The organism is Mucilaginibacter sp. OK268 (assembly GCF_900103125.1).
Classification (GTDB): domain Bacteria; phylum Bacteroidota; class Bacteroidia; order Sphingobacteriales; family Sphingobacteriaceae; genus Mucilaginibacter.
Window position 1 is genome coordinate 1,336,326 of the sequence record NZ_FNJV01000001.1, and the last position, 17,073, is coordinate 1,353,398.

Consider the following 17,073-nt stretch of genomic DNA (forward strand, 5'->3'; position numbering starts at 1 on the left):
AACAAGGCCAAAAACTAGCTGTTTGGTGTGTATTAAATTGATTATCAATAATTTAATACTTTTTAAACCTTTTAAAACTCATCAAAATCGTGTTAAAATTTGTTAAAAAGTGTTAAAATGAGGGTTTTTAAATCAGCTTTGAGCTTTTTTTAAGCCGTTTTCGACCAAAAAAGTGTTAAAATAATAGGTTTAAAAAGTTTTACGAGCCATGGGCTATTTAAAACTGGTCGATACATCAACCCTTTTATTACGCAAATCCTTACCACCCTCAATTACTGATTTCAAGTTGGTGAGGTAAAATGTCCACCCGAGCTGGCATTGTACATATAGATTTTTTGCAGGGTCATTTTCCAGGGGGATGTTTTCCTGGGTAAGTTCAATGAGGGTGAGGCCGTATTTGTTCTGGATATCGATGGTTACAATGCTGCCGCCGGTAAAGGTAAATTTAAGCAGGTCGGAGCCATTGTTTTCCAGCACCTGTCCGTTCTCAACCGTATCGTCGTCAAAGCCGTGCCAGTACCAGGAATAGGTATCCTCTTTGCTGATAAATTCATCCTTTTCGCGCTGACGGCCAACTATGGTATAAAAATCAGCCTGGCGTAAAAACCAGCTTTCGAGCCCGGCAGGAGTAGCCCAGGCCTCATAAATATTGCGAACGTTGGTATTAAAATCTGCGGTTAGTTTAAAGGTTGTCCAGCGGTTGTCAGTCATATATAGTAGCATTGTTTGATATAAAAATAATCATAATACCTTACCCTTTTATTAACTTGCTTTTAAATATTAACCATGGCTAAACAAAGCGCCGGAATACTATTATACCGAAAAACTGAAGGCAAACTACAGGTTTTCCTGGTGCACCCCGGCGGGCCGTTCTTTAAAAATAAAGATGATGGCGGCTGGTCGATCCCCAAAGGTGAATTTTTGGATGACGAGGACCCGTTGAAAGCCGCCAAACGTGAATTTGAGGAAGAAACCGGGCAGGGCATCATCGGTAAATTCATCCACCTAAACCCGATCATCCAAAAGGGCGGGAAAAAAGTACATGCCTGGGCAGTAGAAGGTGATATAAACCATTTGAGTGTCAAAAGCAATCATTTTGAAATGGAATGGCCGCCACGCTCGGGCAGGCAACAATCATTCCCCGAGGTGGATAGGGCGGAATGGTTTGATGTAGATATAGCTAAAGTGAAGATCAACCAGGCACAGGTGGAGTTCATTGAAGAATTGGTTGAGAAGTTAGGATAATGAGACTTTGAGATTTTGAGACAAGCCCGATCATCAACAGTTTTTTATCTAAGGATCACATGGTCTCATCATCTCAAAGTCCCAAAGTCCTAAAGTTCCTTTGTAAAACTAATTTCACCTTTTGCCGTTCTGCTTTTACCTTTATGGGCAATTACATAACTTAGTAAAATGAAGTTTTTCAAATATCTACCTATAGCTTTTTTATTGATCTCGATTGTATCGTGCAAACCAAAACCAAAGTCGACCGATGTGCCTGTTGTTGGTTTTGTGGATGCATTTGAGGATGCCACCATATCGCAGGCCCGTACCGGTTTTACTGATGCTTTGAAAAAAGAGGGCTTTAGCGAGGCTAAAAAAACAGTGCAGATAGAGTACAGCAATGCCCAGGGCAATATCCCTACGCTAACCCAGATCGTTAATCATTTTGTTTCTGAAAATGTTGATCTGCTGGCTACCTGTACAACTCTTTCTACCGTTACGGCAATACAAAAAACCAAAACCATACCCATTTTTGCTATGGTATCGCCAGTGCCCGAGCGTATGAAAGTGCTTGATGCCAATGGCAAGGCCCCGGCTAATCTTTTTGGTGCATTGGAAGATCTGAACTATATCGATACTTCATTTGCCATCATCCCTAAATTACTGAAACCCAAAGGGACAAAGCTGGTGATCGGGATGATCTATAATCAATCGGAGCCGCAATCTACCGATGCGTTAAACCGCATCAAATCATTGGCCGAAAAACAGAATGTGACCATCATGGCGCTGCCTTTAAATTCTTCGGCAGATGCGCAACTGGTTACGCAATCCCTGCTAAATAGGAACATTGATGCTTTTTTCGCTAACCCGGATAATACCGTTTTTGCATCATTTGAGACCATTTTGAAAAGCTGTAACCAAAAGAATGTACCCATATTTACCAGTGAGGCTGGCCTGGTGCAACGCGGTGCTGTTGCTGCTTTTGGTGCAGATATTTACCAATGGGGCTACCAGGCAGGCGAACAGGCCGCGCAATTTTTAAAAACACACAAAACCGATGGACTGGGGCCGCAGATGGTGAAGATCAGGAAAAGGGTATATAATACTGCCGCTGCAAAAAAATATAACATTACAGTACCCTCAAATTTTGAGGCTGTTAAATAAATGGATTTTTATCTCACCACGGTAACACTGGGACTTTGCTATTCGGCTTTGGCGCTGGGTATTTATATCTCTATGAAGATATTTAATATCCCGGATATCACTACCGATGGTAGTTATACGCTGGGTGGCGCCGTTACGGCTGTTATGCTCACGCACCACCAATCGCCATATATTATTTTACCCGCGGTTATCATAGCCGGTGGTATAGCAGGGGCCTTAACAGGACTGATCCATACCAAGCTAAAAATAAACGCATTGCTGGCCGGTATCCTGGTCATGACGGCCTTGTATTCGGTAAATCTGACTGTTATGGGGCGTTCCAATATACCGCTCAGTAACCTGCCTTCCATATTCTCGTCGGTACAGGTGGTAACAGATCCTAATCAGAATACTTTTTGGATCCTGTTGGTATTTGTGGTACTGATCACTTTTTTGATAGGATACCTGCTCAAAACAGATTTTGGTATAGCTATGCGGGCAACCGGCAACAGTGAATCCATGATCAGGGCGCTGGGGGTTAATACCGACCGAATGAAGATCACCGGCCTGGCATTGGCCAACGCGCTTACAGCTTTAAGCGGTTATTTTTTTGTACAATCGCAGGATTTTGCCGATATCAATATGGGTATAGGCATCGTGATCGTGGGCCTGGGCTCGGTAATTATTGCCGAATCGCTGATCAATTGGTTGCGTATCACCAGTGTTTGGCTCAGTTTAATTCTGGTGCTGGGCGGAGCCGTGGTATTTCAGCTGGTTTTGGCGCTTACGCTGGCCATTGGCGTCGATCCGAATATGCTCAAAATAGTTACTGCCGTTTTTGTACTGCTGATAGTTAGTTTACCCCGTTTATCATCACTCCGATCATCATGATAGCGATAAACAACGTACATAAAACTTTTAATAAGGGTAAGGCCAACCAGGTTAACGCGGTTAACGGCATCACCCTGGATATTACGGAGGGGGAATTCCTGGTGATCGTGGGCTCTAACGGCTCGGGTAAAACCACCCTGCTTAACCTGGTAGCAGGGAGCGTATTCCCGGATACAGGGAGTATCAGTATAGACGAAAATAACGTCAGCAAACTACCCGATTATCGCCGTAGTCAATGGATAGCCCGTGTTTTTCAAAATCCTGTGAGTGGTACAGCATCTGACCTGAGTATTCTGGATAATTTCAGGCTGGCTGCCATACGTACTAAAGCCAAGGGTTTATCTATCGGTGTTAATGATAAATTCAAGCAGCAGGTTAAAGAAAAGATAGCTACGCTGGGCATGGGGCTGGAAAATAAAGTAGAGCAATCCATGGGGACGCTTTCGGGTGGGCAAAGACAGGCTTTAACCCTGTTAATGAGCGTAATGGATAGCTGTAATGTATTGTTGCTGGATGAGCCTACCGCTGCGCTTGATCCACGATCGGCAGAGGTGGTGATGCGTACGGCTGATAAACTGATCACTGATTTTAAACTGACTGCCATATTGATTACCCATAACCTCAAGGATGCCTATAATTACGGCACACGGATCATCCAAATGAGTGAGGGGCTGGTGTTGAGGGATCTGAACAACAAACAAAAGTCAGATTTAAAGCAAAATGACCTTTTTGATTGGTTTGCCTAAAAAATGGCAAAGTAATTGTATGGTGTTGTGCATTATGAAGACTAACAATTTTGAATCCATACTCGATGCTTACCAGTTAGTAAGCGGCGCCAAGATAAAAGGAAAAAAACAAGACGAAATATTTGAATTGGGCATATACGATGCTTTAAAAAGAGGCTACACTCTGTATCCTTTGGAGCATGGCGTAAAATATGATGATTTCAGCGTGATCGTATCAGAAAAAGAATTGAAGAATAACTTTTTGATCGAAGGCGCTAAAGCTGCGATTGCTGCTTAAAATATTGAATAATTGGAGACTCATGTGATGTGTCTCTACGTTTCTTATTTTTTATGTAGAGACGCATCACATGAGTCTCATATCCCGCATTTGCCCGCCATTTTGCAATTTCGATCAATAAGTGTAATTTTGTAAAAAAATAGATGATGCTGTTTAATAATTCATTCTGCTTTAAAAATATGATGTGCCCCATGGTGGCCAGGCAGAAGGGTTGTGCATCAATGATACTCTTCTCCAGTCCGTTTTAGAAAACGCTATTACCACGGACAGAATTTATTACATCATTATTTATTCAATTTATGCTTGCTGCAAGTGAGCTTTTGCAATTTTAAAATTTATGAACACTTATTATACTATCGAAGAAAAGTATCTGCAGGCTATCGATAAAATATCATATGGGAAAACACCCAAAGCCCTTAAATTACTGAACGAGATAATTAGCAACGACCCATTATACGCACGCGCCCATCACCAATTGGGGATGATATATTATTACGAGATTAAGGATTACCAAACTGCAGGCTATCATTTCAAAACCTGTATGGAGTTGGAACCATCCTTCCCGGATAACTATAGCCATTACCTTGATCTGTTGGTTTTTCTGAACATGGAAAAACTGGTTAACGCCATATCAACCAAAGCCTTAAACACTCAGGGTGTTGACGCTGCCGGTATATATGACCTGCTTGGCCTGTTCCATGAAAAGAACAAGCAATGGACAAAAGCGCTGGATGCTTATCAGAAAGCCTTCATGGAGGTAACCGAAAATAACGAAAAGGTAGATATTGAATTGAGCCTGAAACGGGTAAAGTCAAAAATGAAACAAACTTTGGCTTATACATATCAGATAACGGACTAAACCCCTCCCAATAAAATAAAGGCGTCATTGCGAGGCACGAAGCAATCCCTAACTATACAGAGCGGCTCTGCTAATCGGGGATTGCCACGCTATCGCTCGCAATAATGAACTTTCTATTAAACAACAAAAGCGGGGCATGCCCCGCTTTTGTTGTTTAAGCCTTTAGCTCTTTTTATTAGTCGCCCTTACGGCCTTTACCTGGGCAGCGGTAATGGCAGAGGCCTTATTACCGAAGCTGTTACGCACAAAGGTAAGCACATCGGCAATTTCCTGGTCTTTCAGAAAATCATGTGATGCCATACTGTTGGAGTAAGTTTCGCCATTGATCTCTACATCTTCGTTAAAACCGTTCAGCACAATTTTGATGAGTTTGGTTTTATCGCCCAAAACATAGGTTGTTTTAACCAGCGGTGGATTCATGTGGGGCACACCCAAAGCATCAGCCTGGTGGCAGGATACGCAATATTGGGCAAATACCTTCTGACCGGCTGCAATCGACGCTTTCAAACCAACTGTTGTATGCTTTACAGGAGCTTTGGCCTTATGCCTGGTTTGGGCTTGTAAACCGGTTACGGTAAACAATACTGATGCGAATATGATTATTGGGGCTTTTTTAAAGTCCATTATTTTTTATAAGTTATTTTGTAAATAGTTCCCTGGTTATCGTCTGTTACATAAAGTGAGCCATCCGGGCCTTGTGCTAATCCGCATGGGCGGTGCTCTGCACGACCAGAAGCTGTTTGCGCCGCGGTACCTGCAAAGCCATCGGCAAATACTTCCCACTCGCCGCTTGGTTTGCCATCTTTAAACGGCTGAAATACCACGAAGTAACCGGCCTGTGGTTCAGGGGCACGGTTCCAGGAGCCGTGGAAAGCGATGAAAGCGCCGTTCTTATATTTTTCCGGGAATTGGTTACCGGTATAAAATAACAAGCCGTTAGGGGCAAGGTGGCCCGGGAAAGCAGCAACAGGATCAATCGCATCCTGGCCGCCTTCTTTTTTGCCATCGCCGCCATATTCGGGCATTAAGATCTTTTTATGTTGTTCCTGATCGTAATACATATAAGGCCAGCCTGCGTTATCACCTTTTTTAAGGGCATACATACATTCGGCTGGTAAAACAGCGGATTGTTTGGTGGTAAACATATCCGGGAAAAGATCGTGTAACTGATCGCGGCCGTGTTGCATAACAAATAGTTGGTTGTTTTGCTGGTTCCAGTCGAAACCTACCACATTGCGAAGACCTGTAGCGTAACGTACGCCGTCGCCATAGTGTTGGTTAAGCTTATCAGCTTTAAACTGCCATATACCGCCTGCAGAGTCTAAAATAGGGCAGCCTTTTTGGCCCGGTGAGCCTTTTTTGCGATCTTCTACCTGGCAGGCATTGGAGTAAGCGCCGATGTTCACGTACAGATTGCCATCGTTATCCAACGTAATGGCCTTAGCTTCATGTTCACGGCGACTTAGCAAACCGGTAACTATTTTCTCGGGCTGATCCGGGCTAATCACCTCGTTTTGGGCGTTCAGTTTATAACGGAAAACCTCCTCGTCAGATGAAGCATACAGATAACCATTTTTAACATATACACCGGTGCCGCCAAAGGTACCAAAGCCTGTTTTTACAGTTGCTTTATCTCCTTCCTGGTGTAGGAACAAGATGCCCTTGCCGTTTTTAGCGCGATTAAGTTTAACATAAATATCACCCTGTGGGGTTACAGCTATCTCTCGTGTACCGCCCAGTTTGTCGGCAATAACAGCCGCGTTAAAACCTGCGGGAAGCTTTAATCCGGCTCCACCATCGGCAGTTGGGGTAGTAGTGTTAAGGGAATCTTTGCCGTTATTAGCAGGCCCGCCGCTTTTACAGGCATTAAATAATATGAACGCCGCTATTGCCGCAACAGGCAGCAATGCCGAAAGTAATTTTCTGTTCTTCATGGCAGTTGATTAATGGTTATCAAATTAAATAAATATACAGGGAATACCCAAATCTGTTTTGTAGTAATGCTATGACAGAATTGCCTTTATTTCAGCACTATCCATTAATAAAAATACCGGGTTTTAGCTGCTTTTATGGAGATGATTATATCGGGAGAATTTAATTTCGGTAAATATTTATAAATAAAAATTAAATTCTGATTTATAGCTGTTTGGTGATGAGACTGAAATATCGGTTAAACCATTGCTATTGCTTATCGTCCTAACTGTATAAAATTTAACAAACATGAAAAAGTTAATCATATTATCAGCAATAGCAACAAGCGGATTATTTTATGCCAAAACCGCAGATGCACAAATATCTATCCACCTGGGTTTTAATATACCGGTGCGCCACGTTTATGCACCGGCGCCACAGCCCGTTGTTGTGCAGGAAACCCCTGTTTATGACGATGATAATGTACCTGCCGACTACGATGGTGATGATTACTACTATCTGCCCGAAGTTGAAGCTTATTATTCTGTACCAAGGCATTGCTACTATTATAACGATGGTAATTCATGGGTAACCGCAGCTTATTTACCAGGCGCATACCGTAACTATAACTGGCGTAGTGCTGTAAGATACGAAGTGCGCTCTCCAAGACCTTATATGCACCATGATCTTTACAGGTCAAGATGGGGTGGTTACGCCGGCGGTCGCGGCAATTGGGGGCATCGTTTTGACAACAGATATAACGGTGGTTACGCTTACTCAAGTCGTGACAACCGCGGATGGGGCAGAGGCGACTACGGTCGTGGTAACTGGGGGGGTAATCAAAACCAGAACGACAACCGTGGATGGAACAGAGGTAACCAGAACCGTGGTAACTGGGGTGGCCAACGTTCAGATAATCGTAACAACGATAACCGGGGACGTGACAATGGCCAGCGCTACGCCGAAAACAGAGGTTATGCCACTCGCCAATAAAATGACCAGTTTATAGATTAATATCCCGATATATATTTTAATAAAAGAATTACCTGTAATGGGTGATTCTTTTTGTTTTGGGTTTAGCCGAATAAAAGAACTGCCTAAAATAACTCGATTTAGCATTTATTTATGCCTATAGTTAAGTTATCACACCAAAGGCTCTTTTGTGTTATTATTTATGTTATATATTTGGATAAACAACACTAAAAAATTTGAAGAAGAAATTATCTATCGTTGATATTGCCAACAGCCTGAACATATCTAAAACTACTGTATCCTTTATTTTGAATGGCAGGGCACGCGAAAAACGGATAAGCGAAGAACTGGTTGAACGTGTTTTAAAATATGTAAAAGAAGTTGGCTATAAACCAAATTCACTGGCAAAAAGCCTGCGTACGGGTAAATCAAACATTATAGGTTTATTAGTACAGGATATATCCAATAATTTTTTTGCCACCATAGCCCGGCAAATTGAAGACCGCGCTTACAAAAACGGGTATAAAATTATTTATAGCAGTACCGATAATGACACCCAAAAAACCCAGGAGCTGATAGCTATGTTTCGCGACAGGCATGTGGACGGATATATCATCGTTCCGCCAGAGGGTATTGAAGAGGATATCAGCGCCCTAATCAAAGATGGCCTGCCTGTGGTATTGTTTGACAGGTATATGCCTGGAGTTGAGACGGATTATGTAGTGGTTGATAATTTGTTCAGCACCTACAATGCAACACGGTATCTTATTGATAAGGGGTATAAAAATATCGCTTTTATCAGCTTTAATAATCAGCAAACACAGATGGCCGACAGGCTTAGCGGCTATAAAAAAGCCATCACCGAAAGCAAGCTTAAAACCAATATTAAGGAGGTCGATTTTTACCAGGATGAAAAACTGATGACTGATCCGATCCAAGCTTTTCTGAATGAACATCCTGAAACGGATGCAATACTGTTCGGCAATAATCGTTTGGGAACCTGCGGACTTAAAGTGCTCCGGAAACTGGGCAAAAGGATACCGGAAGATATTGCCCTGATATGTTTTGACGATTATGAGGTTTTTGAACTCTGCAACCCTCCGGTAACGGCAATAGCACAGCCCATTGATGCTATTGCTGATAAGGTGATCACACTATTGCTTAACAGGCTCAATACTTCTGTGGAGAATGGTGTAAAACAACAGGTGATATTAAGCACTGACCTGAGGATCAGAAAATCTACAAAATAAAATACGCTGCCAACAGTTTAAGTAAGGTGCTATTTAATTATTGATGATGAAAAAGGTTTTGCTGTTTTTATTATTCCTTAGCGCTGGTTTGGGTGCTTATGCGCAAGGTGTTACCTTACAGTTGGGCAATCCGGTATCAGAAAAGTTTTCGGTTGAAAGATTACAGCGTATTGATCATCTGATTGAGGATAATATCGACTCTGGTTATATCAACGGAGCTGTCGGCCTCATCGCCCGAAATGGTAAAATAGTGTACAATAAATCATTCGGTATTGCTGATGTGGAGCAAAAAAAGCTGATGAATAATGATAATATATTCCGCATAGCTTCGCAAACCAAAGCTATTACCAGTGTTGCGGTGATGATGCTATTTGAGGAAGGAAAGTTTTTGCTGGATGAGCCTATCTCAAAATATCTACCTGCATTCGCGCACCCTAAGGTGATCGATCTGTATAATGATAAAGATACCACTTACACCACTGTACCCGCTAAACGGGAAATAACTATCCGCGATCTGCTTACCCATACATCAGGCATCGAATACGCGCAAATAGGTTCACCCCGGATGAATGCTATTTATGCAAAATCGGGAATACCTGGTGGCTTTGTAGCCGGTAAACTTCGTGTGGCGGATGCTATGGATAAATTAGGAAAACTACCACTAACCCATCAACCAGGTGAGCACTGGACCTATGGTTTAAACATAGATGTGTTGGGTTACCTGGTTGAAAAAGTTTCAGGCAAAACCTTAGATCAGTTTTTTAAAGAGCGCATATTTGATCCATTGGGGATGAAAGATACCTATTTTTATATACCAGTGACTAAGCAAAATCGCTTGGTAGCGGTTTATACACCCGATAAACAACAGCATTTGGTAAGATGGAGCGCTTCTACACTTTCTGGGGTAGATTTCGATTACCCTAAAGTGGCAGGGACATATTTTTCAGGCGGAGCCGGTTTAAGTTCTACCATTAAGGATTATGCCATTTTCTTACAAATGATGCTGAATGGGGGCCTCTATAACGGTCAGCGCCTACTGGCCAGGCACACGGTTGAAATGATGACCGAAAATCAAATAGGCGATCTGTATATTAACCCGGATAAAGACAAATTTGGTCTGGGTTTTGGTATTACCACTCCGGCAAGCTCAGCTAAATTAGGTATAAGCCCTGGCTCATTTGCATGGGGCGGTTTTTATGGCACCTTGTATTGGGTAGATCCAAAGGAGCACCTGGTTTGTTTGCTTTTTATACAGAACTGGCCATTACCGCATAATGCCATACAGGATAAATTCCGTGCCCTGGTTTACCAGGCCTTGGCAGATTGATTCTTCATGTTTCCATGCCACATATCAGGTAAAATCCACACTCAAATAACGTGTAATTACGGTAATATATGCCTCTGTCTTTGTTTAGTTTTATGAATGTAAATGATTGATGTGCAAACCGTAAACTAACTCTATAGATTTTAAAAATATATTTATATGGAAGAAGGGCCTTGCTACCGGAACCAGATATCGAACGTTGAAAAAGTTATCGCTGGGATTTTATTATCCCTGCTTACCCTGTTAGCGCTTGTTACGATTATTGCTTTTTGGCCCGATAAACTGCCTTCAAGTGGTAGTACCGCGAGGTATGACTATCGTTTATTTAACGTAACCTTGTTGGATAGCGCCTGTATTAACTATGGCAAGCCTTCGATACACCCCATAAGCAATACTGTGGCTGCTTATAGTGACACCGCCAAAAAAGTTGTAGAAGCAGGTAAAACGCCGAATGTTGCTGCTCTGGTGCATTGTACAACGCCCGTTAATATCAGGGACACTATTCAGTTTAACACATTGATGTTGCTTTTAGTAGCTGTGTCCGGTTTTTTAGGAAATATGGTACATATATCTACCTCGTTTACCACATTTATAGGCGCCGGGCAGTTTAAGCGTAGTTGGTTATTATGGTATTGCGTTAAGCCTTTCACTGCGGCGGCTTTAGCGGTGATTGTTTATTTTGCCTTTAGGGCCGGTTTTTTAAACTCGAACGATCCCGGTAATACGTTGAATATCTATGGTATTATGACCATATCAGCTTTGGCGGGGCTTTTTACAGATATTGCAACCCAAAAGCTTAAAGAAATATTTGAAGTGATATTTCGGCCAAAGGAAGCCAGGCCAGATAGTTTAAAAGATGATAAGGTAACCTTTGTAGATACGAATCCCGAAAAATTAAATACTACTCAATGCAATGACATAGTAATTGCCGGCGAAAACCTCGACAAGAAAAAATGGATCATTAAAATTAACGGAGCCAAAATTGCCGATGAGGTAATTGTGACAACCCCTAAATTGATACATTTTACTTACTCCCTGAGCGAAACCGACAGATCAAAAGGACATGTTATACTCACTGTTGCCAGCGGCCTTGATACGCCGGAATACACTTATAAATGGGATCTCACAGCGGTAACCTAAATCTATTACAGAACGCCCTTTAAAACGTCCCAAACATTATTGGCCACTATTTTGGCTCCTTGTGCTGTAGGGTGAATCCCATCGGCCTGGTTCAATGCGGATATGCCAGCTACACCCTGTAAAAGGAACGGTACCAACTGAGCATGGTTTTTAGCTGTCAGATCAGGATAAACGGCCTTGAATTTATTGGCATAATCGGCACCCATATTGGGAGGAACCTGCATACCTAATAGTACGATCTTTACTTCGGGATATTTAGCTTTCACCTTATCAATAATGCTTTGCAGGTTTTTACTAGTCTCACTTACCGGGATACCGCGCAGTCCATCATTAGCGCCAAGCTCCAGTATAAAAATATCTACTTTCTGTTTCAACAGCCAGCTTAAACGGGCATTACCGCCCGCGGTGGTTTCGCCGCTTAAACCAGCGTTAACCACTTTGTATGGTAGTTTCAGGGAGTCTATCTTATCTTTGATCACACCCGGGAAAGCCTCCGACGGGTCATCCAACCCATAACCGGCGGTCAAACTATCGCCAAAAAACAATACGGTTTTTGACGTGGCTGCATCCGGTTGGGCTGCTGTGCTGCTTTTAGCTCCCTCATCAGTTGAGGGTTTTTTATTTTGATCGCACGCCGCGAAAATAAGCGTGGTCAGTAACAGGAACGTTAATTTGAATTTGTGCATGGTATTAAGCGTTATTGCGTAATATTTCAAGTGGCGGCTTATTTAAAACGCCCCTGCTATTTAACAAACCAATGATAACGGTTAGTATGGATATAACGAAAACTAATATCAACGCCGGCAGATAATTAACTGTATAGGGTATCTCAAAACTGTATTTGGCCAGTAACCAACTGCCGCCAAAAGCGATCACTATACCGGTAAGGGCTGATAAAGAGCCCAGGAACAGGTATTCCAACGCGGTAATGGCAAAAATTTGTTTGCGGCTTGCACCTAAGGTGCGTAGCAATACACTTTCCTGTATACGCTGATATTTACTGATGCGTACCGATGCCACCAATACTACCACACCGGTTATGATACTGAAGGCGCTCATAAAGCGGATCACATAGCTTATTTTATTCAGCAACTCATCCAATACGCTTAAAACCAGGCCCAGGTCGATAATAGAGACATTTGGAAAGCTATGCACAATGGCCCTTTGAAAAGTAGCTGATACTTTAGTTGATGGCACATGGGTAAGCAACACCTGGAACTGCGGGGCGTCTTCCAGAACACCTGTCGGGAAAACCACCTGGAAATTGGTCTGCACTTTACCCCAGTTTACTTTACGTACGCTGGCCACGTAGGCGGGCATTTCTACCCCCTGAACGTTAAAAACTATTTTGTCGCCAATTTTAAGGTTTGCCCGATGGTACAGGTTTTCTTCTACAGAAACGGGTATATCTTTTCCAGGCTCTGCTTTGCCAATCCAGGTACCGTCTGTCAGTTTTTCTGATCCAGAAAGGGAGTCGCGGAAAGTAACCCGGTATTCATAAGCAAATACACCGTGCGGAATTTTTATGGTTGAATCCTTTTGCAGATCGGCAGCGGTTTTACCATTGATCTGCTCTATCCGCAGGGTTACAATAGGCACCTGTTGTAATACAGGCAAACCTTGCTGACGGGTTAAGCGGGCAACGGAATCCTTCTGGCTGTTTTGTATATCAAACAAGATCATGTTTGATTGGTTGCCGCCGCTCGATAAGGTAACCTGACCGATGAGCAAATTTTGAATCAAGAACAGTATACAAATGAACATCGTACTTAAACCTATGGACACCATAAGGATAAGCGTTTGGTTATTGGGCCGGTATAAATTGGCAAAGCCTTGTCGCCATAAATAACTCCACGAGCTGTTGATCAGTAATTTAGTAAGGCGCATCAGCAACCATGCTACTGCTGATAGTATGATAAAAGCTCCCAATATACCCAGCGTAAAGAACAGACTCCCCAACCAGCTATCTAATTGCAAATAGGTAAAAGCGATGATAAACAGCATAATGAGCGCATATACCAACCAGCGGAGCGGATCACGGGATAATACGGCATCATCAAATGATAGTCTGAGGGTATTTAATGGTGATACATTACGCACAGATATCAGCGGGAGTAAAGCAAAAAGCAGGGAAATGATCACCCCTAATAAAATACCCTGACCAATGGCCATCCAGGAAATTTGAACGGATATGGTGAATGGTATAAAATCTTTAAATATCACCGGTAATAAATGCTGTATTGCGGTACCCAATGCAGCCCCTATAACAGAGCCGATGAGCCCGATACCAACAATCTGGATCAGGTAGATCAGAAAAGCTTCAGACGCCTTTACACCCAGGCAGCGCATTATGGCAATAGATGCTATCTTTTCGCGCACATAGATATGAACCGCGCTGGCCACACCTACACAACCCAATAGCAAAGCAACAAAACCCACTAAGGATAAAAAACGACTCAGATCGCCAAAGTTACGACCGGTATTTTCTTTTCGGCCTTCAATGGTTTCGTACCGCATGCCTGCTTTATCCAACATAGGATCAAGCTTTTTGGTAAGTTTATCCAGGTTTACCGGTCTGGTGAATTTATAGTAAAAGCTGTAGTTTACCCGGCTGCCAATTTTTACCAGCCCGGTTTGCTCCAGGTATTGCATGGGGATATAAACCACCGGTGCTATTCCCGCAACAGCACCGGCCTGTCCGGGGGCGCGGTTTAAAATGCCGGTAATTAAAAACTGACTATTGCCGATCTTGATAGAATCGCCCACATGCGCGTTGAATTGCAGCATCAGGGTTTTATCAACCACAGCCATTTGGCCTTTTCTGAAGGATGTGCCAGCTTGTTCGGGTGTGGTTTCAATAGCGCCATAATAAGGGAAATTGCCCTGTAGTGCCCGTACCTGTACTAGTCTTGTGCCTTTACTTTTGGGGAAATAGGCCATCGAGGCAAAGCTGCGTTCCTGCGAGCGGTCATCGCCTAATGAATCCAATAGTTTTTTCAGTTTTGAGTCGACCGGTTTATTGCCTGATACAGAAAGATCAGCGCCGATCAGGGTAGCTGCCTGTCCGTTGATGTCGTTTTGGACATTGTATTTAAACGCGTAGATGGCTACTAATGCGGCTATCCCAAATACAATGGCAGATATGAAAAGAAATAATCTCGACCGGTTTTTACGGCTATCGCGCCAGGCCATATTAAACAGCCAGGGGATATTCATTTTTCTTTGATAGTTAACGGGATTGGTCTCCATAAACTTATCCGTTAATTGTTTTTTCATCAGCTATCAGCTGACCACCTTTTATCCTGATGATGCGCTGTGTTTTAGCGGCCAACTCCAGGTCATGGGTTACCAGGATAAGTGTAGTGCCGGCCTCTTTATTCAAATCAAAAAGGAGTTTTACCACCTTTTCGCTGGTTTCGGCATCCAGGTTGCCGGTAGGTTCATCGGCAAATAATATTTTGGGCGAATTGGAAAAGGCGCGTGCCAGCGAAACCCGTTGTTGCTCACCACCCGACAATTGAGAAGGGTAGTGGTGCCCGCGATCGGCCAGCCCCACTTTATCCAGCAAATCCAAGGCCCTTGCCCGGATATTTTTTTCGTTACGAAGCTCCAAAGGAACCATTACGTTCTCCAAAGCGGTCAACGTAGGCAGCAGCTGAAAATTCTGAAATATAAAACCTACATATTGGTTACGTACCTGCGCGCGCTGGTCTTCTGTTAAGTTCCCCAGGTTAATGCCATTTAGTTCCACTGCTCCCGCACTGGAGCGGTCAAGCCCCGCACATAATCCCAATAAGGTAGTTTTGCCACTGCCCGAAGGGCCCACAATAGCATTGGTAGAGCCGGCAGCAATGCTGAAATTTATATCATGTAGCACGTTGAGCGTACGCCCCGCGCTTTGGTAGGTTTTGCCCAGATCTGAAATATTGAGTATAGTTTCCAAACGGTGTGTTTTTTATGGTATAGATGCACCTGGCTGTAATTTGTTACCCGGCCAGTTTGCATAAATATCCATGAATTATGCCATTAGGGGCTTAAACGCAGATAGGTTTTTATTAAATGACTTTAAAAATACAATTACAACTTAGCTTTCAGCCGTTCTTTTACATCCTGCTGCCATTCGTGTTGTAAAATGCTCAGGAGAATAGAATCGCGCCGGGTTCCGTCAGGAAGGGGCATGTGGCTACGGATAATACCCTCTACCGTGCAGCCTATACTTTTCATAGCCGCGATGCTGCGCTCATTCCGGGCATCGGCACGAAAGCCTACCCGTTTCAGGTCCAATTCTTCAAAGGCCAGTTGCAGTAGTAAAAATTTGCAGTGTTTGTTGAGACCGGTACCCCTGAATTTTTCGCCATACCAGGTATAACCTACTTCCAATGCCTGGTTGGCCGATTGTATATCATAAAAGCGGGTACTGCCTGCATATTCGCCTGCTTTTTTATCGTAAATAATAAAAGGGTATTCCTTACCCTCAAGCCTGGCTTTAAGGGCCTGATCAATATAATTACGCATGCCATCAGCGCCTTTGGCACTCACCTGTGAATAACTCCAGGTGTTGGGCTCATATAGGGCAAAAGGCAGCAGGTTTTGATAGTCGTCGATAGTTAAGGGTCTGATCAATACCCATTCGTCTTCTAAAATATAATCGGTTTCGGATGAGAGTTTTGAACTCATGATAGTGGTTTACTTTTTAAGTTTTCAGGCTTTATCAGCCATGGCGTGCTCGTACATCTGCATAAATGGCTTGTTCTTTAGTTCAATAGCAAGTGCAGAATTGCGTTGCTCGCAATATTTTAACATTTCATAACAATCAACCAAAACATCATCGCTCAGGTCTTTAAAGGTCATTTCGATTACCTTGGCCGATATTTTATAATATTCATCAAGGGCAGCCGTCCCTTTGGGAGTTATTTTGATGAGCTTAGCACGCTTATCATCGGGCGAGGTACGCTCCGTTATCTTTTTTTCGCGGATAAGCCTGTTGATGATCTCCATACCGGTAGTGGTTTCGGCAAACATCTGGTTGATCAGATCGCTCTTTTTTACTTCGCCCATGTGCACAAGCGTATTCAGATAATAAAAGCTTTCCGCAGGGGGCATCTCGATATGGTTAACTGCCGATCGGAAGTAAAGAGAGTAGGCGCTCAAAATACGGCCTACTGTTTTGAGCAGACTGACACCATTCATGATACGTTCGCTTTTTTTACCCGGATGTTTGGGTTTGGGTCGTTGTTTTTGAAGGTAATATCGACAAAAAGCTTCAACGGATTGCTCATTGCTAACCTCTTCAAATGCAGTCCATTCCTCTACCAGTTGTACAATAGGTTTCATGT

General features: G+C 43.0%; 18 protein-coding genes. 10 read left to right on the forward strand and 8 right to left on the reverse strand.

All coding sequences use genetic code 11. From position 1 onward, the window contains the following. Positions 1-213: 213 nt before the first annotated feature. Positions 214-711 carry an SRPBCC family protein gene (locus tag BLR84_RS05425; protein WP_176851958.1) on the reverse strand — a complete coding sequence of 166 codons (498 nt, stop codon included), beginning with the start codon at positions 709-711 and terminating at the stop codon, positions 214-216. A 75-nt stretch (positions 712-786) separates the two neighbouring features. Between BLR84_RS05425 and BLR84_RS05430 the strand changes: the two genes are divergently transcribed. From BLR84_RS05430 to BLR84_RS05455, 6 genes are all read left to right on the forward strand, one after another. After that, positions 787-1,245, forward strand: a complete 459-nt coding sequence (locus BLR84_RS05430; RefSeq protein ID WP_090465393.1) for an NUDIX hydrolase — start codon at positions 787-789, stop codon at positions 1,243-1,245. A 168-nt stretch (positions 1,246-1,413) separates the two neighbouring features. Continuing rightward, entirely contained in the window at positions 1,414-2,388 is a 975-nt protein-coding gene (locus tag BLR84_RS05435) for an ABC transporter substrate-binding protein (protein ID WP_090465397.1), read from the forward strand. Continuing rightward, the gene (locus BLR84_RS05440; protein WP_090465399.1) at positions 2,389-3,258 is read left to right on the forward strand and encodes an ABC transporter permease; all 870 of its coding nucleotides are present in this window, start codon (positions 2,389-2,391) and stop codon (positions 3,256-3,258) included. Next, positions 3,255-4,004 carry an ABC transporter ATP-binding protein gene (locus tag BLR84_RS05445; RefSeq protein ID WP_090465402.1) on the forward strand — a complete coding sequence of 250 codons (750 nt, stop codon included), beginning with the start codon at positions 3,255-3,257 and terminating at the stop codon, positions 4,002-4,004. The genes BLR84_RS05440 and BLR84_RS05445 overlap by 4 nt, the downstream gene beginning before the upstream one ends. 34 nt (positions 4,005-4,038) lie before the next feature. Beyond that, positions 4,039-4,281: a hypothetical protein gene (locus BLR84_RS05450; protein WP_143013834.1), complete on the forward strand. Its 243-nt coding sequence runs from the start codon at positions 4,039-4,041 to the stop codon at positions 4,279-4,281. Positions 4,282-4,618: 337 nt separating this feature from the next. Then, positions 4,619-5,140, forward strand: a complete 522-nt coding sequence (locus BLR84_RS05455) for a tetratricopeptide repeat protein (RefSeq protein ID WP_090465407.1) — start codon at positions 4,619-4,621, stop codon at positions 5,138-5,140. A 162-nt stretch (positions 5,141-5,302) separates the two neighbouring features. Here the strand turns inward: BLR84_RS05455 and BLR84_RS05460 are convergent, their stop codons facing one another. Both BLR84_RS05460 and BLR84_RS05465 read right to left on the reverse strand, forming a co-directional pair. Then, a complete protein-coding gene (locus BLR84_RS05460; protein WP_090465410.1) occupies positions 5,303-5,764 on the reverse strand; it encodes a c-type cytochrome in 462 nt (153 codons plus the stop codon). Continuing rightward, positions 5,764-7,074 (reverse strand): PQQ-dependent sugar dehydrogenase, encoded by a 1,311-nt coding sequence (locus BLR84_RS05465; protein WP_090465415.1) that lies wholly within the window; start codon positions 7,072-7,074, stop codon positions 5,764-5,766. The genes BLR84_RS05460 and BLR84_RS05465 overlap by 1 nt, the downstream gene beginning before the upstream one ends. Before the next feature lie 286 nt (positions 7,075-7,360). Between BLR84_RS05465 and BLR84_RS05470 the strand changes: the two genes are divergently transcribed. The 4 genes from BLR84_RS05470 (at position 7,361) to BLR84_RS05485 (ending at position 11,737) form a co-directional block, all read left to right on the forward strand. Beyond that, positions 7,361-8,044: a hypothetical protein gene (locus BLR84_RS05470; protein ID WP_090465417.1), complete on the forward strand. Its 684-nt coding sequence runs from the start codon at positions 7,361-7,363 to the stop codon at positions 8,042-8,044. Between the two features lie 215 nt (positions 8,045-8,259). Beyond that, entirely contained in the window at positions 8,260-9,273 is a 1,014-nt protein-coding gene (locus BLR84_RS05475) for a LacI family DNA-binding transcriptional regulator (RefSeq protein WP_090465421.1), read from the forward strand. A gap of 46 nt (positions 9,274-9,319) precedes the next feature. Then, entirely contained in the window at positions 9,320-10,600 is a 1,281-nt protein-coding gene (locus BLR84_RS05480) for a serine hydrolase domain-containing protein (protein ID WP_090465423.1), read from the forward strand. Between the two features lie 156 nt (positions 10,601-10,756). Further along, positions 10,757-11,737: a hypothetical protein gene (locus BLR84_RS05485; protein WP_090465426.1), complete on the forward strand. Its 981-nt coding sequence runs from the start codon at positions 10,757-10,759 to the stop codon at positions 11,735-11,737. A 5-nt stretch (positions 11,738-11,742) separates the two neighbouring features. Here BLR84_RS05485 and BLR84_RS05490 read toward each other — a convergent pair whose 3' ends face one another. From BLR84_RS05490 to BLR84_RS05510, 5 genes are all read right to left on the reverse strand, one after another. After that, a complete protein-coding gene (locus BLR84_RS05490) occupies positions 11,743-12,423 on the reverse strand; it encodes an arylesterase (protein ID WP_090465868.1) in 681 nt (226 codons plus the stop codon). A 4-nt stretch (positions 12,424-12,427) separates the two neighbouring features. Continuing rightward, positions 12,428-15,013: an ABC transporter permease gene (locus BLR84_RS05495; RefSeq protein WP_255366863.1), complete on the reverse strand. Its 2,586-nt coding sequence runs from the start codon at positions 15,011-15,013 to the stop codon at positions 12,428-12,430. Then, complete coding sequence (locus BLR84_RS05500; RefSeq protein WP_090465430.1) at positions 14,991-15,680, reverse strand: ABC transporter ATP-binding protein; 690 nt, start codon at positions 15,678-15,680, stop codon at positions 14,991-14,993. The genes BLR84_RS05495 and BLR84_RS05500 overlap by 23 nt, the downstream gene beginning before the upstream one ends. Positions 15,681-15,814: 134 nt before the next feature. Next, on the reverse strand, positions 15,815-16,414 hold the full coding sequence (locus tag BLR84_RS05505) for a GNAT family N-acetyltransferase (RefSeq protein ID WP_090465433.1): 600 nt from the start codon (positions 16,412-16,414) through the stop codon (positions 15,815-15,817). Between the two features lie 24 nt (positions 16,415-16,438). Continuing rightward, on the reverse strand, positions 16,439-17,071 hold the full coding sequence (locus tag BLR84_RS05510) for a MarR family winged helix-turn-helix transcriptional regulator (protein ID WP_090465436.1): 633 nt from the start codon (positions 17,069-17,071) through the stop codon (positions 16,439-16,441). Between the last annotated feature and the right edge of the window lie 2 nt (positions 17,072-17,073).